Origin of the sequence: Kitasatospora sp. NPDC049285 (assembly GCF_040678815.1) — a bacterium.
Classification (GTDB): Bacteria; Actinomycetota; Actinomycetes; order Streptomycetales; family Streptomycetaceae; genus Kitasatospora.
The window spans coordinates 1-22967 of sequence record NZ_JBFAQR010000006.1 but is presented as its reverse complement, the minus strand read 5'-3'; the positions used below and the strand labels follow the sequence as shown (position 1 = coordinate 22967).

At 70.3% G+C, this 22967-nt stretch carries 22 protein-coding genes; 20 read left to right on the top strand and 2 right to left on the bottom strand.

What is annotated here, in order from left to right; translation table 11 throughout:
* Positions 1-182: 182 nt before the first annotated feature.
* The 8 genes from AB0K51_RS06220 (at position 183) to AB0K51_RS06185 (ending at position 10935) form a co-directional block, all read left to right on the top strand.
* On the top strand, positions 183-728 hold the full coding sequence (locus tag AB0K51_RS06220; RefSeq protein ID WP_363451090.1) for a DUF1707 and DUF4190 domain-containing protein: 546 nt from the start codon (positions 183-185) through the stop codon (positions 726-728).
* Between the two features lie 145 nt (positions 729-873).
* The gene (locus tag AB0K51_RS06215) at positions 874-2541 is read left to right on the top strand and encodes a hypothetical protein (RefSeq protein ID WP_363451088.1); all 1668 of its coding nucleotides are present in this window, start codon (positions 874-876) and stop codon (positions 2539-2541) included.
* Entirely contained in the window at positions 2538-4139 is a 1602-nt protein-coding gene (locus AB0K51_RS06210; protein WP_363451086.1) for a DUF2142 domain-containing protein, read from the top strand. The genes AB0K51_RS06215 and AB0K51_RS06210 overlap by 4 nt, the downstream gene beginning before the upstream one ends.
* Positions 4140-4434: 295 nt before the next feature.
* Positions 4435-4806: a 30S ribosomal protein S12 gene (rpsL, locus tag AB0K51_RS06205; protein ID WP_014144289.1), complete on the top strand. Its 372-nt coding sequence runs from the start codon at positions 4435-4437 to the stop codon at positions 4804-4806.
* 2 nt (positions 4807-4808) lie between these two features.
* Positions 4809-5279 carry a 30S ribosomal protein S7 gene (gene rpsG, locus AB0K51_RS06200; protein ID WP_030457432.1) on the top strand — a complete coding sequence of 157 codons (471 nt, stop codon included), beginning with the start codon at positions 4809-4811 and terminating at the stop codon, positions 5277-5279.
* A gap of 39 nt (positions 5280-5318) precedes the next feature.
* Positions 5319-7424: an elongation factor G gene (fusA, locus tag AB0K51_RS06195; protein ID WP_363451084.1), complete on the top strand. Its 2106-nt coding sequence runs from the start codon at positions 5319-5321 to the stop codon at positions 7422-7424.
* A gap of 199 nt (positions 7425-7623) precedes the next feature.
* Positions 7624-8817, top strand: a complete 1194-nt coding sequence (gene tuf, locus AB0K51_RS06190; RefSeq protein ID WP_363451082.1) for an elongation factor Tu — start codon at positions 7624-7626, stop codon at positions 8815-8817.
* A gap of 114 nt (positions 8818-8931) precedes the next feature.
* The gene (locus tag AB0K51_RS06185; protein WP_363451080.1) at positions 8932-10935 is read left to right on the top strand and encodes a hypothetical protein; all 2004 of its coding nucleotides are present in this window, start codon (positions 8932-8934) and stop codon (positions 10933-10935) included.
* A gap of 88 nt (positions 10936-11023) precedes the next feature.
* Here the strand turns inward: AB0K51_RS06185 and rfbC are convergent, their stop codons facing one another.
* Positions 11024-11623 carry a dTDP-4-dehydrorhamnose 3,5-epimerase gene (rfbC, locus tag AB0K51_RS06180; RefSeq protein WP_363451078.1) on the bottom strand — a complete coding sequence of 200 codons (600 nt, stop codon included), beginning with the start codon at positions 11621-11623 and terminating at the stop codon, positions 11024-11026.
* Positions 11620-12495 (bottom strand): glucose-1-phosphate thymidylyltransferase RfbA, encoded by an 876-nt coding sequence (gene rfbA, locus AB0K51_RS06175; protein ID WP_363451076.1) that lies wholly within the window; start codon positions 12493-12495, stop codon positions 11620-11622. Before rfbA ends, rfbC begins: the two co-directional genes overlap by 4 nt.
* Positions 12496-12578: 83 nt before the next feature.
* Here rfbA and rfbB point away from each other — a divergent pair, with 83 nt between their 5' ends.
* The 12 genes from rfbB to rplB all read left to right on the top strand — a co-directional run.
* Positions 12579-13556: a dTDP-glucose 4,6-dehydratase gene (rfbB, locus tag AB0K51_RS06170; RefSeq protein WP_363451074.1), complete on the top strand. Its 978-nt coding sequence runs from the start codon at positions 12579-12581 to the stop codon at positions 13554-13556.
* On the top strand, positions 13553-14470 hold the full coding sequence (rfbD, locus tag AB0K51_RS06165) for a dTDP-4-dehydrorhamnose reductase (RefSeq protein WP_363451072.1): 918 nt from the start codon (positions 13553-13555) through the stop codon (positions 14468-14470). The genes rfbB and rfbD overlap by 4 nt, the downstream gene beginning before the upstream one ends.
* Entirely contained in the window at positions 14467-15795 is a 1329-nt protein-coding gene (locus AB0K51_RS06160) for a hypothetical protein (protein ID WP_363451070.1), read from the top strand. The genes rfbD and AB0K51_RS06160 overlap by 4 nt, the downstream gene beginning before the upstream one ends.
* 72 nt (positions 15796-15867) lie before the next feature.
* A complete protein-coding gene (locus AB0K51_RS06155; RefSeq protein ID WP_363451068.1) occupies positions 15868-16557 on the top strand; it encodes a glycosyltransferase family 2 protein in 690 nt (229 codons plus the stop codon).
* Entirely contained in the window at positions 16554-16946 is a 393-nt protein-coding gene (locus tag AB0K51_RS06150) for a DUF2304 domain-containing protein (protein ID WP_363451066.1), read from the top strand. Before AB0K51_RS06155 ends, AB0K51_RS06150 begins: the two co-directional genes overlap by 4 nt.
* A 4-nt stretch (positions 16947-16950) precedes the next feature.
* Positions 16951-17859 (top strand): glycosyltransferase, encoded by a 909-nt coding sequence (locus AB0K51_RS06145; RefSeq protein WP_363451064.1) that lies wholly within the window; start codon positions 16951-16953, stop codon positions 17857-17859.
* Between the two features lie 32 nt (positions 17860-17891).
* Entirely contained in the window at positions 17892-19700 is a 1809-nt protein-coding gene (locus tag AB0K51_RS06140) for a hypothetical protein (protein ID WP_363451062.1), read from the top strand.
* A 438-nt stretch (positions 19701-20138) separates the two neighbouring features.
* A complete protein-coding gene (gene rpsJ, locus AB0K51_RS06135; RefSeq protein ID WP_012785157.1) occupies positions 20139-20447 on the top strand; it encodes a 30S ribosomal protein S10 in 309 nt (102 codons plus the stop codon).
* Between the two features lie 14 nt (positions 20448-20461).
* Positions 20462-21109: a 50S ribosomal protein L3 gene (gene rplC, locus AB0K51_RS06130; RefSeq protein WP_035863529.1), complete on the top strand. Its 648-nt coding sequence runs from the start codon at positions 20462-20464 to the stop codon at positions 21107-21109.
* Positions 21110-21114: 5 nt separating this feature from the next.
* The gene (gene rplD, locus AB0K51_RS06125) at positions 21115-21792 is read left to right on the top strand and encodes a 50S ribosomal protein L4 (RefSeq protein WP_363451059.1); all 678 of its coding nucleotides are present in this window, start codon (positions 21115-21117) and stop codon (positions 21790-21792) included.
* Positions 21792-22109, top strand: a complete 318-nt coding sequence (gene rplW / locus AB0K51_RS06120; protein ID WP_033214018.1) for a 50S ribosomal protein L23 — start codon at positions 21792-21794, stop codon at positions 22107-22109. The genes rplD and rplW overlap by 1 nt, the downstream gene beginning before the upstream one ends.
* A 45-nt stretch (positions 22110-22154) precedes the next feature.
* A partial coding sequence (rplB, locus tag AB0K51_RS06115; protein WP_363451056.1) for a 50S ribosomal protein L2 occupies positions 22155-22967 on the top strand: 813 nt, incomplete at its 3' end.

Below are 22967 nucleotides of genomic sequence, written 5' to 3'. Positions count from 1 at the left end.
CTCGGACCGGGGCGGGGCGGATCAGTACGACCCTATGATCGCCGCCCCTCCTCTCCCATCCCCCGTTCGGCGGTACCCGTACCCCGCCGACCTGCCCGGCCGCGTCGGCAACTACCCGGGCCCGCCGTTCGTCCTGCATCCTGGGAGCACCCGCAGCGCGGGGAATCGGGAGGGAGGCCGTGATGGCCGGACAGTGGGGACCTCCGGCGCCGTACGGGCAGCAGCCCTGGCAGCCGGCGCCGACGCAGCAGTCCGCCATGCGGGCCGCGCACACCGACCGTGAGCGGACCGTCGACGTGCTGAAGGCCGCCTACGCGGAGGGCCGGCTCAGCGCCGCCGAGTACGAGCACCGGATGGGCGCCGCCCACCAGGCCGCCACCTACGGGCAGCTCGCCGCGCTGGTCGCCGACCTGCCGGCCGGCCCGATGGTCGCCCCGTTCGGCGCCGCCGTCCCGCTCGTGCCGCCGACCTTCCTGCCCAGCCCGCCGCGCCCGCGCAACGGCATGGCGCTGGCCGCCGCGGTCCTCGGCGGCCTGTGCATCCCCACCATGGGCACCACCGCGCTGCCCGCCGTGATCACCGGCCACATCGCCCGCGCCCAGATCCGCAGCACGCGCGAGGACGGCGACAACCTGGCGGTCCTCGGCCTGGTCCTCGGCTGGGTCTCGATCGCCGGCTGGGCGCTGCTGCTCGGCCTCACGGTGCTGGTCGGCGTCACCGGCGGGTGACCCGCCGGCGCCCGCCGGCACCCACGCTGAACTGGCCTTCCGCTCAGGGCTGTGCTAGCCGCAGCCGGTCTGGACCTGCCCAGTAGGATGCGTGGTCGCTGCCCCTGTGCGGCGCCGGACGACGACCAGCAAGAGGAAACCACCTGTGACTGTCAGTACCGAGGGGTCGGCGGGCGTGCTGCCCGGCCCCGAGAGCCGCGCCGCCGCGCGCGGGCGCGGACGGGCCGGGTGGGCCCGGCTGGCGGGGTCCGCGCCCGCCCTGCTGGCCATGGAGGCGGCGGTGGCGTTCCTCGCCGCGCTGATCCTCCCGTTCATGGCCCGGAGCTTCCAGCTCGACCCGCTGGACCGGATCGCCCAGGTCAGCGGCCTGGCCGCGATCCAGCTGCGGTTCGCGCTGCTCGGCCTGGTCTGCCTCGCCGCCGTGGTGATCGCCATGCGGCTGCGCCGTGGCCGGCACTTCGACCTGGTGGTGCGGTTCGCCAGCGCCGCCATAGCGGGCCTGGCCAGCGGCTTCGTCGCGGCCGGCGCCGTGATGGCGCTGCTCGGCACGCCGTGGCCGATGTTCGGCCTGAACGGCGACAGCGGCCGGATCGTCGAATGGGCGCAGGCCGTCGCGCACGGCCAGCCGTCCGGCTCCGCGGTCTACCCGCCCGGCCCGCTGTACACCCTCGGCTACTACGCGCAGTGGTTCCACGACGGCAACACCGCGTACGCCTTCAAGGACCTGCAGATCCTCGGCGCCGCCGCGTTCGGCCCGCTGACCTACCTCGCCTGGCGGATGCTGCTCAGCCCGCTGCGCGCCCTGGCCTTCGGCGTCGCCCCGGCGTTCACCCTGATCGACGCCTACAAGCCGTACAGCCAGACCGTGCTGGCGGTGCTGATCCCCACGCTGATCGCCCTGGTGGTGGCGCTGCGGCGGAGCGGGAACCAGCGCTGGCCCAAGCTGCTGGCGATCGGCGCCGGCTTCGGCGTGCTGCTCGCCCTGCTCTTCCTCACCTACTCCGGCTGGTTCCTGTGGAGCGCCGCCGGCGTGCTGGTCGCCGCGCTGCTGTACTTCCCCTGGCGCACCGCCCCGGGCAAGGGCGCCGCCTTCCTGGGCTCCACCGTGCTGGCCTTCCTGCTGCTGGCCGGCAGCTACCTGTCGGTGATGCTCACCGAGGGCCAGAGCACCAAGGACTCGAACTTCCGGTTCGACAACTTCACCGACCCCGCCTACTACCTGATGTGGCGCACCGACATGCCCGGCAAGGTCACCGACTGGCCGCCGCCCGGCGAGTACGGCGGCCTCGGCCTGTTCGCGGTGGTCACCTTCGTCTGCCTGGGCGTGGCCCTCTGGCTCGGCATCCGCCGCCCGCTGGTGGTCACCGTGGTGGCGATGTTCGTCAGCGCCTGGCTGATGCGGATGTACATCGCCTCGCACATGTACGAGACGCACACCGTCCAGCTGTACACCCGCACCGACAACCAACTGCTGTACTGCGGCATGATCCTCTGCGCGCTGGTCGCGCACGTGGTCACGCTGCGACTCGCCGAGCGGCAGCGCGCCACGGGGGACAACGGGCCCGCCGCACTGCTCGGCACCATCGGCCGGCCCGCCGCCGTGATAGGCGCGCTGTGCGGCCTGCTGCTCCTCCTGGGTACGGTCTCCTCCTCCATGTCGGACCGCTACCTGCCCGCCAACGACGGCACCTACCGGGTGCTGCCGTGGGTCTCGCACACCGTGCGCAAACTCGACGGCACCTGCCCGAAGTTCGCACCGAATCACCAGTGTTCCAAGGACGGGGACCAGACGTGGCTGACGTACATCCGATGAGCGCGCAGAGCCGGACGACGGCCCGCCTGAGCCGCCTCGCCGACCGGATGACCCGTTCCCCGCGCCGCCTGTGGCTGGTCTCCTTCGCGCTCTTCATGGCGCTGGCCGGCGCCTGGTCGGCCGCCACCCCGCTGGGCGCCTCCCCGGACGAGCACGCGCACTTCATCCGCGCCGCCGCGGTCGCCCGCGGCCAGTTCGGCGGCACCGAGGTGATGGTCAAGCACACCGTGGCCGGCGTCGACGGCTACTTCGCCGAGACCGGCGTCCAGCTGCCCGCGTGGTACCGCGACCTGTCCTCGGACTACCAGTGCTACGCCTGGGAGCCCCGCAACACCGCGAACTGCATGCCGAAGATCGGCTCCGGCGGCCCGACCGTGCAGGCCACCACCGCGGCCGGCCGCTACCACCCCGCCTACTACCTCTTCACCGGCCTGCCCACGCTGGTCACCAGCGGCCCGGCCGCGCTGTACCTGATGCGCCTGCTGTCCGCCGGGCTGTGCGCCGCGCTGCTGGCCAGCGCCATGGTCGGGGTCAACGAGTGGCGGCGCAGGGCGCCCGCGATGCTCGGCCTGCTGGTCGCGGCCACCCCGATGGCGCTGTTCATGGCCGGCATGGTCAACCCCAGCGGCGGCGAGATCGCGGCCGGCATCCTGGTGTGGACCGCGGCGCTGTCCATCCTGATGTCGCCCGACCCGCTGCTGCTCAACCGCCGACTGGCCAGACTCGGCCTGGGCGGCGTGGTGCTGATCAACATCCGCCCGCTGGGTCTGTTCTGGTTCGCCGGCGCGATCGCCTTCGCACTCCTGCTCCAGCAGCGCGGCGCGGTCCGCCAGGTGCTGCGCCGCAAGGCGCTGTGGCTCTGGGCGGCCCTGCTCGGCGCCTCCGCGGTCGGCGCGCTGGCCTGGGCCGCCGCGCACCCCGACAACTCGGTGATCGACATCCCGTACTGGTACAACCCCTGGTACGCCGCCAAGACGACCTTCGCGTACGGCATGGAACACATCGAGCAGATGATCGGCTTCTTCGGCTGGCTGGACACCAAGGCCCCGCCGATCACCTGGGTGGTGTGGATCGGCGCGACCGGCCTGCTGGCCATGCTGACGGTCACCCTGGGCAACCGCCGGCAGATCTTCGCGGTGATCGCGATGACCCTCGCCACGCTCTTCGTCCCGGCCGCCGCGCAGGCCGCCCAGTACCAGCTCGGCCCGGTCTGGCAGGGCCGCTACCTGCTGCCCTTCGCGGTCGGCCTGCCGCTGCTGTGCGGCTTCGTGCTGTCCGCCAAGGACGAGGAACGGCCGATGCTGCCCTGGCGCCGGCTGACCGGCATCACCGCGGTCTCGATGGCCGGGGTCAACGCACTGGCGTTCTACTGGACGCTGCGCCGCTACGCCCTGGGCACCGACGGCTCCTGGCTGATCCACCACGCCCGCTGGCTGCCGCCGCTGGGCTGGCTGCCGTGGCTGGCGATCTACACCGCGGCCGCGCTGTTGGTGCTGGTCCCGGCGTTCGCGACCAACCGCGCCCCGGGCGAGCGCCCGGAGCGGTTCTCGGGCTTCGGCACCGGTCGCCGGAGCTCGCGACTGGCCTCGGTGGACTGAGCCGAACGCCGCACACCCCGGGCGCGCCCCATTTGTTTTGACCGCCGCCCATGCGCTAGGTAGGCTCTGACCTTGTGCCTGGGGTGTGCCCGGGTCCTTGTGCGTGCCAGCAGACCGGCCGCCGCGGCGGAGTTTCCTCCCGTCCGGCCTGTGCCGTCGCCGCAGCTCAGCTCATGGGATTCCGTGATTCTTCCCCCGAAGAGGCCCAACACGCCCGACCGCGTGGGTCGGTGGTGGTGGGAGAACACCGCAGGTTAGTTTTACCAAGCCTTGGCACACAGAAAACGGAGAAACGGTGCCTACGATCCAGCAGCTGGTCCGAAAGGGCCGGCAGGACAAGGTCGAGAAGAACAAGACGCCCGCACTGAAGGGTTCGCCCCAGCGTCGCGGCGTCTGCACGCGTGTGTACACGACCACCCCGAAGAAGCCGAACTCGGCTCTCCGTAAGGTCGCCCGTGTGCGCCTCACCAGCGGGATCGAGGTCACCGCTTACATTCCGGGCGAGGGCCACAACCTGCAGGAGCACTCCATCGTGCTGGTTCGCGGTGGTCGTGTGAAGGACCTTCCTGGTGTCCGCTACAAGATCATCCGCGGTTCGCTCGACACCCAGGGTGTCAAGAACCGCAAGCAGGCTCGCAGCCGCTACGGCGCCAAGAAGGAGAAGTAAGAATGCCTCGTAAGGGCCCCGCCCCGAAGCGCCCGGTCATCATCGACCCGGTCTACGGCTCCCCGCTGGTGACCTCGCTGGTCAACAAGATCCTGCTGCACGGCAAGCGCTCCACCGCCGAGCGGATCGTCTACGGCGCCCTCGAGGGCGTCCGTGAGAAGACCGGTGCCGACCCGGTCGTCGCGCTCAAGCGCGCGCTGGAGAACGTCAAGCCGACCCTCGAGGTCAAGTCCCGCCGCGTCGGTGGCGCCACCTACCAGGTGCCGGTCGAGGTCCGTCCGGGCCGCGCCAACACCCTGGCGCTGCGCTGGCTGGTCGGTTACTCCCGCGCCCGTCGCGAGAAGACCATGACCGAGCGTCTGCTCAACGAGATCCTCGACGCCAGCAACGGCCTGGGCGCTTCCGTGAAGCGTCGCGAGGACACCCACAAGATGGCCGAGTCCAACAAGGCCTTCGCGCACTACCGCTGGTAGTCCGAACCCCGTCACTAGACAGAGAGAGAACGAGCCACCATGGCTGCAACCTCCCTTGACCTCGCCAAGGTCCGCAACATCGGGATCATGGCGCACATCGACGCGGGCAAGACCACCACCACCGAGCGGATCCTGTTCTACACCGGTGTCTCGTACAAGATCGGTGAGGTCCACGATGGCGCTGCCACCATGGACTGGATGGAGCAGGAGCAGGAGCGCGGCATCACCATCACGTCGGCCGCGACGACCTGTCACTGGACCCTCGACGACTCCGACCACACCATCAACATCATCGACACCCCGGGCCACGTCGACTTCACCGTCGAGGTGGAGCGTTCGCTGCGCGTGCTCGACGGTGGCGTGACGGTGTTCGACGGCGTCGCCGGTGTGGAGCCCCAGTCCGAGACCGTGTGGCGGCAGGCTGACCGCTACGGCGTCCCGCGCATCTGCTTCATCAACAAGCTGGACCGCACGGGCGCCGACTTCTACTTCTGCGTGCAGACCATCGTGGACCGCCTCGGCGCCACCCCGCTGGTCATGCAGCTGCCGATCGGCGCCGAGGGCGACTTCGCCGGTGTCGTCGACCTGGTGAAGATGAAGGCCCTGGTCTGGTCCGCCGACGCGCCCAAGGGCGAGATGTACGACACCGTCGACATCCCGGCCGACCTCGCCGAGAAGGCCGCGGAGTACCGCGAGGCCCTGCTCGACACCGTGTCGAACGTCAGCGACGAGGTGATGGAGCTCGCCCTCGAGGGCGAGGACATCCCCGAGGAGCTGCTGGTCGCCGCGATCCGCAAGGGCACGCTGAACTCGGACTTCACCCCGATCTTCTGCGGCTCGGCGTTCAAGAACAAGGGCGTCCAGCCCCTGCTCGACGCGGTTGTGAAGTACCTGCCGTCGCCGCTCGACATCGAGGGCATCGAGGGCACCAAGCCGAACAACCCCGACGAGAAGATCGTCCGTCAGGCCTCGGACGACGAGCCGCTCGCCGCGCTCGCGTTCAAGATCATGTCTGACCCGCACCTGGGCAAGCTCACCTTCGTCCGCGTGTACTCCGGCCGCCTGGAGTCCGGCACCTCGGTGCTGAACTCCGTCAAGGGCAAGAAGGAGCGCATCGGCAAGATCTACCGCATGCACGCGAACAAGCGTGAGGAGATCGACTCGGTGGGCGCCGGCGACATCATCGCCGTCATGGGCCTCAAGCAGACCACCACCGGTGAGACGCTGTCCGACGAGAAGCAGCCGGTCATCCTGGAGTCCATGGACTTCCCGGCCCCGGTCATCCGCGTCGCGATCGAGCCCAAGTCGAAGGGCGACCAGGAGAAGCTGGGCGTCGCGATCCAGCGTCTGGCCGAGGAGGACCCGTCCTTCCAGGTCAACACCGACGAGGAGACCGGCCAGACCATCATCGCGGGTATGGGCGAGCTGCACCTCGAGGTGCTGGTCGACCGTATGCGCCGTGAGTTCAAGGTCGAGGCCAACGTCGGCAAGCCGCAGGTCGCGTACCGCGAGACGATCCGCAAGGCCGTCGAGCGCATCGACTACACGCACAAGAAGCAGACCGGTGGTTCCGGCCAGTTCGCGAAGATCCAGATCGCGATCGAGCCGCTGGAGTCCGGCGAGGGCTACGAGTTCGTCAACAAGGTCACCGGTGGCCGCGTGCCGAAGGAGTACATCCCCTCGGTCGACGCCGGTTGCCAGGAGGCCATGGAGTTCGGCGTGCTCGCCGGCTACCCGCTCCAGGGCGTCCGCGTGAGCCTGCTCGACGGTGCGTCGCACGACGTCGACTCGTCCGAGCTCGCGTTCAAGATCGCCGGTTCCATGGCGTTCAAGGAAGGTGCCAAGAAGGCGTCGCCGGCTCTGCTCGAGCCGATGATGGCCGTCGAGGTCACCACCCCCGAGGACTACATGGGCGACGTGATCGGCGACATCAACTCCCGCCGTGGCCAGATCCGGGCCATGGAGGAGCGTCACGGTGCTCGCGTCGTCAAGGCGCTTGTGCCGCTCTCCGAGATGTTCGGCTACGTCGGTGACCTGCGCAGCAAGACCTCTGGTCGCGCAAGCTACTCGATGCAGTTCGACTCGTACGCCGAGGTTCCGCGGAACGTGGCGGACGACATCATCGCCAAGGCCAAGGGCGAGTGACCTCCCGGTAATCGGGACGAATCGCAACCTTTAGGCTTGAAGGAGGGCACCCGGGCGCAATCCGTCCGGGTTCCGCCCGGGAGCCCTCCGGCACCCCACCCCGCGGGACGGCATGGGGCGCGACCAGCGCCCCGTTCCCAACCCGATCCAGACCAACTGACGTCGTACGGCGTACAGAACTGTCCCCAGGAGGACTGCAGTGGCGAAGGCGAAGTTCGAGCGGACGAAGCCCCACGTCAACATCGGCACCATCGGTCACATCGACCACGGCAAGACCACGCTGACCGCGGCCATCACCAAGGTGCTGCACGACGCGTACCCGGAGATCAACCCCTTCACGCCGTTCGACCAGATCGACAAGGCGCCGGAGGAGCGGCAGCGCGGTATCACCATCTCGATCGCGCACGTCGAGTACCAGACCGAGGCGCGTCACTACGCCCACGTCGACTGCCCGGGTCACGCCGACTACATCAAGAACATGATCACCGGTGCGGCCCAGATGGACGGCGCGATCCTCGTCGTCGCCGCCACCGACGGCCCGATGCCGCAGACCAAGGAGCACGTGCTCCTGGCCCGCCAGGTCGGCGTCCCCTACATCGTCGTCGCCCTGAACAAGGCCGACATGGTGGACGACGAGGAGATCCTGGAGCTCGTCGAGCTCGAGGTCCGTGAGCTCCTCTCCGAGTACGAGTTCCCGGGCGACGACCTGCCGGTCGTCCGCGTCTCCGCGCTGAAGGCGCTGGAGGGCGACAAGGAGTGGGGCGAGAAGCTCCTCGGCCTGATGGCCGCGGTCGACGAGGCCATCCCGACCCCGGCTCGCCTCACCGACCAGCCGTTCCTGATGCCGATCGAGGACGTCTTCACGATCACCGGTCGTGGCACCGTCGTCACCGGTCGTATCGAGCGTGGCATCCTCAAGGTCAACGAGACCGTCGACATCATCGGCATCAAGACCACCAAGACCACCACCACGGTCACCGGTATCGAGATGTTCCGCAAGCTGCTCGACGAGGGCCAGGCCGGTGAGAACGTCGGTCTGCTGCTCCGCGGCATCAAGCGCGAGGACGTCGAGCGCGGCCAGGTCATCATCAAGCCGGGTTCGGTCACGCCGCACACCGACTTCGAGGCCCAGGCCTACATCCTGTCGAAGGACGAGGGTGGCCGCCACACCCCGTTCTTCAACAACTACCGCCCGCAGTTCTACTTCCGTACCACTGACGTGACCGGCGTCGTGACCCTCCCCGAGGGCACCGAGATGGTCATGCCGGGCGACAACACCGCCATGACGGTCGCGCTGATCCAGCCGGTCGCCATGGAGGAGGGCCTGAAGTTCGCCATCCGTGAGGGTGGCCGCACCGTCGGCGCCGGCCAGGTCACCAAGATCGTGAAGTAATTTCACATCTTCTGACCATCGGTCATTCGGAGGGCCCGGCCCCGTCCCGCAAGGGAGGGGGCCGGGCCCTCCGGCGTTACCCGGTATGCTCCTGCGGTGCCTGCGTCTGCTGTTGTGGAAAATGTAAAGGCCCGGCGCCGCCTACCCGGGCGGAAGACCGCCGCCGGCCGCGACCTCTCCCCGGTCGCCCTGGCCGCCGGGCTCGCCGGGGCCTGGCTGGTCCCGTTGCTCACCCACCTGGCAGGCGTCGACCTGCTGCTGCTGCCGCTCCTGGTGCTGGCGGTGGCGAGCGTGCTGCGGATCGGCGGCGGGCTGGTCGACCGGCTGGTTGCGGCCGGACTGGTGACGGCCGGATCGGTGATGGTCTTCGGCCTGCTGTTCTCGGTCTGGCCCTGGGGCCTCGCCCCGGTGCCCACCGTCGGCACCATGCTGACCGCGGTCGTGCTCACCGCCTGGCTGGCCGACCGCCGCCCCGAACTGCCCTGGCGGCGGCTGCGCGGAACCGACCTGGTGATCGCCGGCGTCGGCGCGGTCGTCCTGTACTACCTGCACGGCACCATCCGCGGCCGCTCGGCCGCCGACCGGCTGCCGTACTTCCTGGTCTCCGAGGACCGGATGGGGCACTTCTCGTACTTCGAGGGCATCCGCGAACTCGGCGGCTACGCCTTCCTGCACCAGGACGCCGCCCGGACGTACATGATGACGCCCGCCGAGGGCGTCTACCCGCAGGGCTCGCACTTCCTGCTCGCCTGGATCGACGCGCTGGTCCGCGGCGGCAACGACGCCGGGCCGGTGCTCGGCGAGATGAACCGGTACTTCCTGTACGTGCTGGCCGCCAACGCCCTGCTGTGCGCGGTCGTGGTGTGGGCAGCCCGCTGGGTCGGCGGACCACGCCTGCGCGGCTGGCGGGCGGCCGCGGTGGTCGCCGTGGTCGGCGCGCTGATGCTCTCCGGACTGACCGTCAAACTCTCGCTGCGCGGCTTCGATTCGGAGCTGATCGGCCTGCTCTTCCTGGCCGCCGCGATGGCGCTGCTGATGCGGCCCGCGATGGGCGCCGCCGAGTTCGCCGCCGTCTCGGTCGCCGCGCTGGTCACCGTCACCTACACGTACAACCTGTACGGCGCCTTCGTCGGCCTCGCCCTGGTGGTGGTCTGCTGGGTCTACCGGCGCCGCTTCGCCGGCCGCCGGCGGGCGCTGCTCGCGGTGCTGCTCGGCGGGCTCGCGGTCGCCGCGATCCCCAGCGTGGTCTCGGTGCTCGGCGAACTCGACGTCGCCAAGACCTCCAACCTGCCCGGCCCGATGGCCTCCGCGGACCGCCCGCTGCTGGTCGGCGGCGCCTTCCTGGTGCTGCTCGCCCTGCTGGTCCCCGGCAACCGCCGCACCGGCGTGGCCCGCACCCTGCTGCTGACCCTGCTCGGCAGCGGAAGCGTCCTGCTGGTCTTCGGCCTCTGGCAGAAGGCCACCATCGGCTACTACTCGTACTACTTCGAGAAGCTCGCCATGGCGGTCCTGATCACCGCCGTGATCGCCTTCGGCACCACCGGCTGGCTGCTCCAGCCCCTGGTCCGCCGCCGCCGCGACCACCTGCTGCTCTCGGTCCTGGCCACCGGCGCCGCCTTCAGCCTGATCGCCGGCATCCAGTGGGGCTTCCCCTCCGCCGAGGGCATCCCGGAGAAGAAGAACAGCCCCACCGCCTTCGAGACCGGCGACCTGGTCGCCTTCGCGAAGGGCTCGAGCAAGGTCGACGACTCGCAGACCAGCCAGGTGCTCGCCCGGCGCGACATGAAGCGGATCGACCAGAGCCGCCCGGTGATCGCGCTGTACAGCACCTACTCGTTCCAGAACCTGCGGCAGACCTTCCTGGCCCAGCTGCTGTCGAAGCAGGCCGGGGACATGGTCCCGCTGTACGAGATCTACAACGTCAAGATGGGCGGCAGCCCGGCGCCCGGCGAGATCGACTACCAGAAGTCGCTCACCAGCCTGCGCAAGGCGATCTCCGGCCTCTCCGAGCCGCCCACCGTACTGGTCGGCGACTGGACCCTGACGAACCGCCTCAAGCACGACCTGGGCCCGTCCGGCGTGACCGTCCTGTACGCGCCGGTCGACGGCACGCCCTGACCGGTCCGCACCGGGAGTGAGACGGCCGGGCGGCCCCCCTCGCGGGGAGGCCGCCCGGCCGCTGTCGTCCCGTCAGTCCGACGGGCCGTCAGGCCTGGTTCAGGGTGCGGTAGAAGTCCTGGCAGGCCTGGTAGTCCGGGAGCAGGCCGGACTCGCGGGCCTCGGCGAAGGACGGGGCGGCGGCGTCGCGGGCGGAGAGCTGCGGGTCGTCGGCCGGCCACTCGATGCCCAGGTCGGGGTCGAGCGGGTGGACGGAGTGCTCGGCGGTCGGGTTGAAGGTCTCCGAGCACAGGTACGACAGGGTGGCGTCGTCGGTCAGCGCGCAGAAGCCGTGGCCCATGCCCTCGGGGATGTACACCCCGCGGCGGTCGGTGTCGTCCAGCCGGACGCCCTCCCAGCGGCCGAAGGTGGGGGAGCCCACCCGCAGGTCGACGATCACGTCGAGCACCGCGCCGCGCACGCAGGTGACGTACTTCGCCTGGCTCGGCGGCACGTCGGCGAAGTGGATGCCGCGCACCACGCCGCGGGCGGAGACCGACAGGTTGGCCTGCGCCAGCTTCAGCGGGTGGCCGACCACCTCGGCGAGCCGGTCGAAGCGGTACCACTCGGTGAACAGGCCGCGCGGGTCGCCGTGCAGCTGCGGGGTGACCTCGAAGACACCCTCGATGGAGAGCTCGCGGAACTTCACTTCGCGTCCTCCTCTTCCAGCAGGCGCACCAGGTACTGGCCGTAGCCGCTCTTCAGCAGCGGCTCGGCGAGCGCGCGCAGCTGCTCGCCGTCGATCAGCCCGGCGCGCCAGCACGCCTCCTCGATGCAGCCGATCTTGAAGCCCTGGCGCTCCTCGATGACCCGGACGAACTCCGAGGCCTGCACCATCGACACGTGGGTGCCGGTGTCGAGCCACGCGGTGCCGCGGTCCAGGATCGTCACCTGAAGTTCACCCGCGTTCAGGTAGGCCTCGTTCACCGCGGTGATCTCCAGCTCGCCGCGGGCGCTGGGCTTCAGGCCGCGGGCGATCTCCACCACCTGGTTGTCGTAGAAGTACAGGCCGGGCACCGCGTAGCGGGACTTCGGCTTCTCGGGCTTCTCCTCGATGGAGATGGCCCGGCCGGCCTCGTCGAACTCGACCACGCCGTACGCGGTCGGGTCGGCCACCGGGTAGGCGAAGACCCGGCCGCCCTGGGCGCCGGTGTGCTCGGCGAGCCGGGTGCCCAGGCCGCTGCCGTGGAAGATGTTGTCGCCGAGGATCAGCGCCACGGACTCGTCGCCGATGAAGTCCGCGCCCAGCAGGAAGGCCTGGGCGATGCCCTCGGGGCGCTCCTGGACGGCGTACTCCAGCCGCAGGCCGAACTGCGAGCCGTCGCCGAGCAGCCGCTCGAACTGGGCCCGGTCCTCGGGCGTCGTGATGATGAGGATCTCGCTGATACCGGCCATCACCAGAGTGGACAGCGGGTAGTAGATCATCGGCTTGTCGAAGACGGGGAGCAGCTGCTTCGAGACTGCCCGGGTCAGCGGCCACAACCGGGATCCGGTACCGCCGGCCAAAAGGATTCCACGCATGGCAGCACCCTATTCGACGCAGGTGTCCGCCCGGTCGGCCCGGGGCCGGGGTACCCCGGCGCGGGCGATAGACTCGCGACACTATGCGCATCCTTGTGACCGGCGGCGCCGGCTTCATCGGTTCTGAGTTCGTCCGCCAGCAGCTGGGAGCGGACGCCACTGCCCAGATCACGGTCTTCGACAAGCTCACCTACTCGGGTGTCGAGGAGAACCTCGCTCCGGTGGCCCACCTCCCGGGCTACCGCTTCGTGCAGGGCGACATCTGCGACGTCGAGGCGGTCGACCAGGTGATGGCCGGCCACGACGTGGTCGTCCACTTCGCCGCCGAGTCGCACGTCGACCGTTCGATCGCGGGCGCGGGCCCGTTCGTGATGACCAACGTGGTCGGCACCCAGGTGCTCCTGGACGCCGCCCGCAAGCACGGCGTCGGCCGCTTCGTGCACATCTCCACGGACGAGGTGTACGGCTCGATCAGCGAGGGCTCCTGGACCGAGGAGTGGCCGCTGGAGCCGAACTCCCCGTACTCCTCCTCCAAGGCGGCCTCCGACCTGCTGGCGCTGGCCTACCACCGCACCCACGGCATGGACGTGGTGGTGACCCGCTGCTCCAACAACTACGGGCACTACCAGTTCCCGGAGAAGGTCATCCCGCTGTTCACGACCAACCTGATCGACGGCAAGAAGGTCCCGCTGTACGGCAACGGCGGCAACATCCGCGACTGGCTGCACGTCTCGGACCACTGCCGCGGCATCGACCTGGCGATGCGCGGCGGCCGCGCCGGGCAGGTCTACAACATCGGCGGCGGCACCGAGGTCACCAACAAGGAGCTCACCGGCCTGCTGCTGGACGCGGCCGGCGCGAGCTGGGACATGGTCGAGTACGTCGAGGACCGCAAGGGCCACGACCTGCGCTACTCGATCGACATCTCCAAGATCAGCAGCGAGCTCGGCTACCAGCCGCAGGTCAAGTTCGAGGACGGCCTGGCCGCCACCATCGCCTGGTACCGCGAGAACCGCGCCTGGTGGGAGCCGCTGAAGGCGAAGGCGGCGCTGCAGAAGTGACCGCGAACACCGCGGGCGCCACCCGCTGGCTGGTCACCGGCGCCGCCGGGATGCTCGGGCAGGACGTGCTGTCCCGCCTCGCCCAGCTCCCGGGCGCCGAGGCCACCGCGCTCGGCCGCGCCGACCTCGACATCACCGACCCGGCCGCCGTGCTCGCCGCGGTCGAGGGCCACCAGGTGGTCGTCAACTGCGCCGCCTGGACCAACGTCGACGGCGCGGAGACCGCCGAGGCCGACGCCACCGCCGTCAACGGCGCCGGCGTCCGCAACCTCGCCGCGGCCTGTGCCAAGGTCGGCGCGGTGCTGCTGCACGTCTCCACCGACTACGTGCTGCCCGGCGACGCCACGCAGCCGTACCCGGAGGACGCCGCCACCGCCCCGGTCAACGCCTACGGCCGCTCCAAGCTGGTCGGCGAGCAGGCCGTGGCCGAACTGCTGCCGGAGCACGGCTACGTGGTCCGCACCGCGTGGCTGTACGGCGAACACGGGAAGAACTTCGTCGCCACCATGCTGCGGCTGGCCGCCCAGCGTGACACCCTCGACGTGGTCGACGACCAGCAGGGCCAGCCCACCTGGTCGTACGCGCTGGCCGGGCGACTGGTCGAGCTCGGCACCGCCGCGCTGGCCGGCACCGCCCCCGCGGGCGTCTACCACGGCACCGCGAGCGGCCGCACCACCTGGTGCGGACTGGCCCGGGAGACCTACCGGCTGGCCGGCCTGGACCCCGAGCGGATCCGCCCGACCACCTCGGCGGCCTTCCCCAGTCCCGCCGTCCGACCCGCTTTCAGTGTGCTCGGCCACGACCGCTGGGCCGCGGCCGGCCTCGCCCCGCTGCCCGACTGGCGCGAGCAGCTGGCAGCCGCGCTGGCCACCCCGGTCTTCGCCGAGCTCGCCGCCGCCGGGAGAAACCGATGAGAGGCGTGTTCGCCAAGCTCGCAACGGCGCTGCCGCCGGGGACCGTCGCGGTCGCCGGCGGCACCGTCGTGCTCGGCGCCGCGTCCTACGTGCACCTCGGCGTGGCCGGGCACAGCCTGTCCACCGACGCGATGGCCAACGTCTCGGTGCTCTGGACGATCGTGATGTCGGTCGGCATCGGCGTGTTCTTCCCGATCGAGCAGGAGCTCACCCGGATCGTCGCCGCCCGCGCGGTCGACGGCCACGGCGCCACCCCGGTGCTGCGCCGGGCCGGCGCGCTGACCGCGGCGATCCTCGGCGCCACCCTGCTGGCGCTCGGCCTGGCGGCCGACCCGCTGGCCGACGCGCTGTTCCACGGCGACCGCTCGCTGGTCGCCGCGCTCGGCGGGGCGTTCACCGGAATGGCCCTGTGCTACCTGACCCGCGGCATCCTGGCCGGCCTCGGCCGGTTCGGCGCCTACGGCACCCAGCTCGCCGTCGACGGCGGCCTGCGGATCGTGCTGGCGGCCGGATGCATGGTGGCCGGGCTGCACTCGGCGCTGGCGTTCAGCCTGGTGCTGGCGGTCGCCCCGGTGGTCGCCGTGCTGGTCACCCTGCCGCCGCTGGTGCGCGGGCTGCGGCCCGGCGGGGTGATCGGCTGGCGGGAGCTGTCCGGCGGCCTCGGCCTGCTGATCTGCTCCACCCTGCTGTCGCAGGTGGTGGTCAACGCCGCGGTGATGAGCACCAAGCTGCTCGCGCCCACCGACAGCGTGCTGATCGCCGCGCTGCTGAACGCGCTGGTGCTGGCCCGGGTGCCGTTGTTCGTCTTCGGCTCGCTGCAGGCCTCGCTGCTCAACGGGCTGTCCGCGGCCTTCGCGGCCGGCGACCGGGCGGCGTTCTCCGCGATGCTGCGCAAGATCGGCCTGGTGGTGGGGGCGCTCGGCGTGGCCGGCGGCATCCCCGCCACGATGCTCGGCCCGTGGCTGATCCAGGTGCTGTTCGGCGCCAAGCCGGTCCTCGGGCACCTGGACTTCTTCCTGCTCTCGCTCGGCACCGTCGCCTACATGTTCGCGATGGTGCTCGGCCAGGCGCTGATGGTCTTCCACCGGCACCACCTGCAACTGCTGTGCTGGGCGGTGGGAACGGCCGTCCTGGTCGGGGTCACCTTCGTGCCCGGCGACGTCGCGACCCGGGTGATCCTGGCGTACGCGCTTGGCTCGCTCGCCACCGTGCTCGGTATGCTGACCGCGCTCAGGCTGAGCTTCCGCGACCGCGCCGCAGCGCCGTCGGCCGAAGCCGACCGCGCCGGAACCGGTCCCGTGCGCGCCTCCGTCTCCGGGGAGTAGAGCGTGCCGATCCTCGACAAGATACCGACCACCGCGCCACCCCCGGCGCGGCCGTCCCACGTTGGAGCCTCTGTGTCCCTATACGACGATGTCTGGCTGGTGATCCCGGCCTACAACGAGGGCCAGGTGATCGCCGACGTGGTGGAGGAGGCCCGCAAGACCTTCCCGAACATCGTCGTGGTGGACGACGGCAGCGCCGACGACACCGCGAAGCACGTCGGCGAGACCGGTGCCCACCTGGTCCGCCACCCGGTGAACCTGGGCCAGGGCGCGGCGCTGCAGACCGGGTTGAAGTACGCCCTGGAGCAGCCCGGCGCCGAGTTCTTCGCCACCTTCGACGCCGACGGCCAGCACCAGACGGCCGACGTCGAGAAGATGGTCGAGCTGCTGCGCACCGGCACCGCCGACGTGGTGCTCGGCTCGCGCTTCATCGAGCAGAACGGCCAGGTGCCGTGGATCAAGCGGGTCGTGCTGCGCACCGCCGCCGCGGTCAGCCCGACCGCGCGCAAGCTCAAGCTGACCGACGCCCACAACGGGCTGCGGGTGCTCAACCGTGAGGCGGCCGGGCGCATCCGGATCACCATGAACGGCATGGCGCACGCCTCCGAGATCGTCAGTTTCCTGGCCGGCTCCGACCTGCGGGTCGCCGAGCTGCCGGTCGACATCCTGTACACCGAATACTCGCGCGCCAAGGGTCAGTCCCTGATCAACGGCGTCAACATCCTCTTCGACATCTCCTTGCGGGAGCGTGGCCGCCGATGAAGTTCTTCTGGATCCAGCTGGTCCTCATCCTGGGCTCGGTCTCGCTGGCACTGATGTTCATCCGGCGCTGGGACCGCGCCAACACCCGCGCCTGGAAGCGCATCGCGTTCTCGGTCTTCGTGATCGCGAACATCTACGCGGTGCTCCGCCCGGGCGACGTCACCTGGCTGGCCCACCAGCTCGGTGTCGGCCGCGGCACCGACCTGGTGCTGTACGTGATGGTGCTGGGCGTCGGCTTCCTGACCCTGAACACCTTCCTGCGCTTCCGCTCGATCGAGAAGAAGCTCACCGACCTGGCCCGCACCGTCGCGATCAACGAGGGCGTGCGCAGCAACGAGGAGCGGCTCAGCACCGACGAGCCCAAGCCCTCCTCCACGCTGAAGGTCTGACCCGGTGGCCGGCTTCGACTTCATGCTCCCGTACTACGGGGACGTGCGACTGATGCAGGACGCCGTGCGCAGCGTCCTGGCCCAGACCGACGGTGACTTCCGCCTCGTGGTGATCGACGACGGCCGCGAGCCGGAGGTCCCCGGCTGGTTCGCCTCGCTCGGCGACGAGCGGGTGCACTACCTGCGCAACGAGCAGAACCTCGGCATCACCAAGAACTTCCAGAAGTGCGTGCGGCTCTCCGAGGCCGAGCACGTGGTCATCATGGGCTGCGACGACCTGCTGCACCCGACCTACCTGGAGACCGTGCGCGCGGTGCTCAAGGAGCACCCGGGCGCGGGCATGGTGCAGCCGGGCGTCGAGGTGATCGACGGCGACGGCAACGTCACCTCCGGCCTGGTCGACCAGACCAAGCGCCGGCTGTACGCGCCCAAGGTGGAGGGGCGCCGGCTGATGGGCGGCGAGGAGCTGGCGGCCAGCGTGCTGCGCGGCAACTGGCTGTACTTCCCGTCCATCTGCTGGCGCGGCGAGGCGCTGCGGCAGGTCAACTTCCGCGACGACTACTCGGTGATCCAGGACCTGGCGCTGGTGGTCGACCTGCTGGAGCTGGGCGAGCAGATGGTGATCGACGGCGGCGCCCCGGTCTTCCAGTACCGCCGGCACGCGGTCAGCGAGTCCTCGGTGCAGGCCTTCTCCGGCTCCCGGTTCACCGAGGCCGAGAAGTACTTCACCGCGGTCGCCGAGCGGATGGACGCCCGCGGCTGGCCCAAGGCCGCCCGCGCGGCCCGGTTCCACAGCGCGTCGCGGCTGCACGCGCTGACCATGCTGCCGGGCGCGCTGCGCCACGGCCGAGCGGACGGCGCCAAGGTGATGGCCCGGCACGCACTGACCGGCGGATCGCGGCAGAGCGGCTGACCATGCCGACGGACAGTCAGGGGGAACGGCGGGTGGACACCATAACCGGCACCGCGGCACGGACCGCGGCGGCGGACGGGCCGGCGCAGCGCGAGCCGTCCGGCGGCGCCGAGCGGCCCGGCAGGCGCGGCCTGTGGGCGTTCGCCCTGCTGGCCGGGTACCTCGCCCAGGCGGCCTTCCGCTGGGTGCTGTCGCGCGGCCACACCTTCCCGGTGATCCACGCGGACGAGGCCTCGTACCTGGCGATCGCCCGGGTGCTGGCCGGCCATCCGACCACCGAGATGCCGGTCGGCGTGGTCATCCCCGGCGGCTACCCGCTGCTGCTGGTCCCGGCCTACCGGCTGGGCCACGACGCGGAGAGCATCTTCCGGCTGGTGATGGCGACCAACGCGCTGGTCAGCGCGCTGGTCTTCCCGCTGGCCTACCTGGCGCTGCGCCGGCTCGCGCTGTCCCGCCCGGCGGCGCTGCTGATCGGCACGGCCGCCGCGGCGCTCGGGCCGGTGGTCTTCTACGCCGAGTACGCGATGTCCGAGACGGTCTTCACGGTCATCCTGCTGGCCTGGGCGATCACCATGCACGGCTGGCTGTCCGCGGGCACGGTGCGCCGCCGCTCCTGGTACGCGGCCGGCACCGGCGCGCTGGCGGCGTACGCGATGGCCACCCACGACCGCGGCGGCGTGGTGGTGGCGCTGACCTGCCTGGTGCTGGTGGCGGCGCTGGTGCGGCGCTGGGCGCCCAGGCGGGCCTCCTGGACCGGGCTGGCGGTGCTGGCGGTCGGCGGCGTGCTGGACAAGCTGTTCGCGATCTGGGTGCAGGCCCAGTTCAAGGACAGCCCGGCCAGCTCGGTCGGCACCCAGGTGGTGAAGAACCTGATCGACACCCACCTGCTGCTGCGCACGCTGAAGCGGGTGGTCGGCCAGTGGTGGTACTTCACCACCAGCTCGTACGGCCTGGCCGCGGTGGCCGTGGTGCTGTGCCTGGTGGCGGTGTTCAGCCGCCGCTTCGCGGTCGCCGACCGGGTGGTCTCGTTCTGCCTGCTCGCCCTGGTGGCCGGGGTGGCGCTGGCCTCCTCGGCGGGCCTGGGCAACGACGCGCGCGTCGACAACTGGGTGTACGCCCGCTACCTGGCCCCGCTGGTGCCGGTCTTCTTCGTGATCGGGGCGGCCGCGCTGGTCCGGCTGACCCGCCGTCAGGTGCTGTGGCTGTGGGCCGGCGGCTCGCTGTTCATGGTGGCCACCGGCGGCGTGGTGGTGCGGCTGGTCGGCCCGGCGCTGCACAAGGTCGACATCATCCCGTGGACCATGCCGGACGCGCTGTTCCTGGCCCACAACTGGACCGAGCTGCACCTCTGGCGCACCACCGCGGGCGCCCTGCTGGTGCTGGCCGGCTGCGTGCTGGTGCGGCTGCTGGCCGGCCGCCGCTCCGGCTGGCTGCTGGGCGTGCTGCTGACCGGCTTCGCGGTGCTGGCCACCTCGGTGATGAGCACCCACATCACCAACCGCTACTACACCGGCTACAAGAAGGCGATCGCGGTCGGCTTCGCCCAGGACGCCGAACTCCGGCCCGGCGACAACCTGGTGATGGAGTGGGACGTCGACTGGGGCCTGCGGATGGCCCAGAGCTACCTGGTCTACCCGGGCCGGGTCTGGACGGTCAGCCTGCGCTACGGCACCCCGCCGCCGGCCGCGGCGAACGTCGCCGTGGTCCCGCTGCCGAAGGACGCCCCGGACGCCGACCCGGCCACCAGCTGGCCGAAGGCCCCGTCCGGCTGGCACGTCGTCAAGGTCAACAAGCACCCCGACCGCGAGTACGGCGGCGGCTACGTGATCTGGCGCCGCTGAGCCCCGTCGAACGTCTGACCAGCTCACCCGCTCGGGTGGATCCGATCATGGTCGGATCCACCCGATTGGCGTCTCGGCCGCGTTCTGTGGCAGGATGTCCGGGTTGCTCGGTTGAGTGCCGATGCTGCGCGCCTCCCGCCGGGAGGACCGGAAGCGAGTCCCATGTACTCGTCGTTCCCGTGAATGGCCGTTCATGTGCCCACGTGCTGTATGTGGGTGCAGTGGTGTGTAAGCGACACCGCGGCAGCTGCGGGGCGAAAGTACGGGAATCTTCCGGGAAGCGTGTGCGGGGCCTCGATCCGGCTCACCTCCCCCAGCAATTCGAGACCGACGAGATTCTTCGCCGGTTTTTTGCAAGCGCGAGTGCGACACGCCCGAGCGCGGGGGTCGGAGGAGGAGTCGTGCGGCAACTCACGAACGAAGGACTACAAGGTAGCCATGGCGGGACAGAAGATCCGCATCCGGCTCAAGGCCTACGACCACGAGGTCATCGACTCCTCGGCGAAGAAGATCGTCGAGACGGTGATCCGTACTGGTGCGCAGGTCGCGGGCCCGGTGCCGCTGCCCACTGAGAAGAACGTGTACTGCGTCATCCGCTCGCCGCACAAGTACAAGGACTCGCGCGAGCACTTCGAGATGCGCACTCACAAGCGTCTGATCGACATCCTCGACCCCACGCCGAAGACGGTTGACTCGCTGATGCGTCTCGACCTGCCGGCCGGTGTCGACATCGAGATCAAGCTCTGAGAGGCGCACCGAAGATGGCTAAGCAGATTAAGGGCATCCTGGGCGAGAAGCTCGGCATGACCCAGGTCTGGGACGAGAACAACCGGGTCGTCCCGGTGACCGTCGTCAAGGCTGGGCCCAATGTCGTGACCCAGGTCCACACCGCCGACAGCCCGGCCGGCTACGACGCCGTGCAGATCGGCTTCGGCGAGATCGACCCCCGCAAGGTGAACAAGCCCCTCCAGGGCCACTTCGCCAAGGCCGGTGTCACCCCCCGCCGCCACCTGGTCGAGCTCCGTACCTCGGACGCGTCCGAGTACACCCTGGGCCAGGAGATCACCGCCGAGCTGTTCGAGGCGGGTGTCAAGGTCGACGTGACCGGCACCTCCAAGGGCAAGGGCTTCGCCGGTGTCATGAAGCGTCACAACTTCAAGGGCCTCGGCGCCGGTCACGGCACCCAGCGCAAGCACCGTTCCCCCGGTTCCATCGGTGGCTGCGCCACCCCGGGCCGTGTGTTCAAGGGCATGCGTATGGCGGGTCGGATGGGTCACGAGCGCGTGACCACCCAGAACCTGACCGTGCACGCGGTCGACGCGGAGAAGGGTCTGCTGCTCATCAAGGGCGCGATCCCGGGTCCGAACGGCGGCCTCGTCCTCGTCCGCACCGCGGCGAAGGGGCTGTGAAGGATATGAGCACCATTGACATTCTGTCGCCGGCCGGCGACAAGGCCGGCAGCCTCGAGCTGCCCGCCGAGATCTTCGACGCCAAGGTCAGCGTTCCGCTGATGCACCAGGTCGTCGTGGCGCAGCTCGCTGCGGCCCGTCAGGGCACTCACAAGGTCAAGCGTCGTGGCGAGGTCCGTGGTGGCGGCAAGAAGCCGTACCGCCAGAAGGGCACCGGTCGTGCCCGTCAGGGCTCGACCCGCGCGCCGCAGTTCGCCGGTGGTGGCGTCGTGCACGGTCCCGTGCCGCGTGACTACTCGCAGCGGACCCCGAAGAAGATGATCGCCGCCGCGCTCCGCGGTGCGCTCACGGACCGGGCCCGCCACAACCGCATCCACGTCGTCACCGGCGTGGTTGCCACCGAGGCGCCGTCGACCAAGGCCGCGAAGAGCCTGCTCGGCAAGATCTCCGAGCGCAAGAACCTCCTCCTGGTGGTCGAGCGCGAGGACGAGCTGGGCATCCTGTCCGCCCGCAACCTGGCGAACGTGCACATCCTGGACGCCGGCCAGCTGAACACCTACGACGTGCTCGTCTCCGACGATGTGGTCTTCACCCAGGCCGCCTTCGAGCGTTTCGTGGCCGGTCCGGCCGCGTCCGCCAAGGCCGTTGCTGCTGAGGGCGAGCTCGAAGGGACTGCCGCCTGATGAGCGAGATCACCTCCAAGACGTTCACGGACCCCCGTGACGTCCTGATCAAGCCGGTCATCTCCGAGAAGAGCTACTCGCTCCTCGACGAGAACAAGTACACGTTCGTCGTGGCTCCCGGTGCCAACAAGACCCAGATCAAGCAGGCCGTCGAGGCGGTCTTCTCGGTCAAGGTCGAGGCCGTGAACACGCTGAACCGCCAGGGCAAGCGCAAGCGCTCCCGCACCGGTTTCGGCAAGCGCAAGGACACCAAGCGCGCGATCGTGACGCTGGCCGAGGGCAACCGCATCGACATCTTCGGTGGTCCGGTCGCCTGACCCTAGGGTCAGGGACTGCGATCGTCGTCAAGGACGAGGACAGAAATGGGTATCCGCAAGTACAAGCCGACTACGCCGGGCCGCCGTGGCTCCAGCGTGGCCGACTTCGTCGAAATCACGCGGTCCACGCCGGAGAAGTCGCTGGTTCGCCCGCTGCACAGCAAGGGCGGCCGTAACAACGCCGGTCGTGTCACTGCTCGCCACCAGGGTGGCGGTCACAAGCGCGCCTACCGTCTGATCGACTTCCGTCGTCACGACAAGGACGGCGTGCCGGCCAAGGTCGCGCACATCGAGTACGACCCGAACCGCACTGCGCGCATCGCGCTCCTGCACTACGCGGACGGCGAGAAGCGCTACATCATCGCCCCCCGCGGCGTGGCGCAGGGTGACCGGATCGAGAACGGCCCCGGGGCCGACATCAAGCCGGGCAACAACCTGCCGCTGCGCAACATCCCGGTCGGTACCACCATCCACGCGGTGGAGCTCCGTCCCGGCGGTGGCGCCAAGATGGCCCGCTCCGCGGGTGCCGGCATCCAGCTGCTCGCCCGTGAGGGTCGCATGGCGCACCTGCGCATGCCCTCCGGCGAGATCCGCCTGGTGGACGCGCGCTGCCGCGCGACCGTCGGCGAGGTCGGCAACGCCGAGCAGTCGAACATCAACTGGGGCAAGGCCGGCCGTATGCGCTGGAAGGGCGTCCGCCCGACCGTGCGTGGTGTGGCCATGAACCCGATCGACCACCCGCACGGTGGTGGTGAGGGTAAGACCTCCGGTGGTCGCCACCCGGTCTCGCCGTGGGGCAAGCCCGAGGGCCGCACCCGTCGCCCGAACAAGGCGTCGGACAAGCTCATCGTGCGCCGC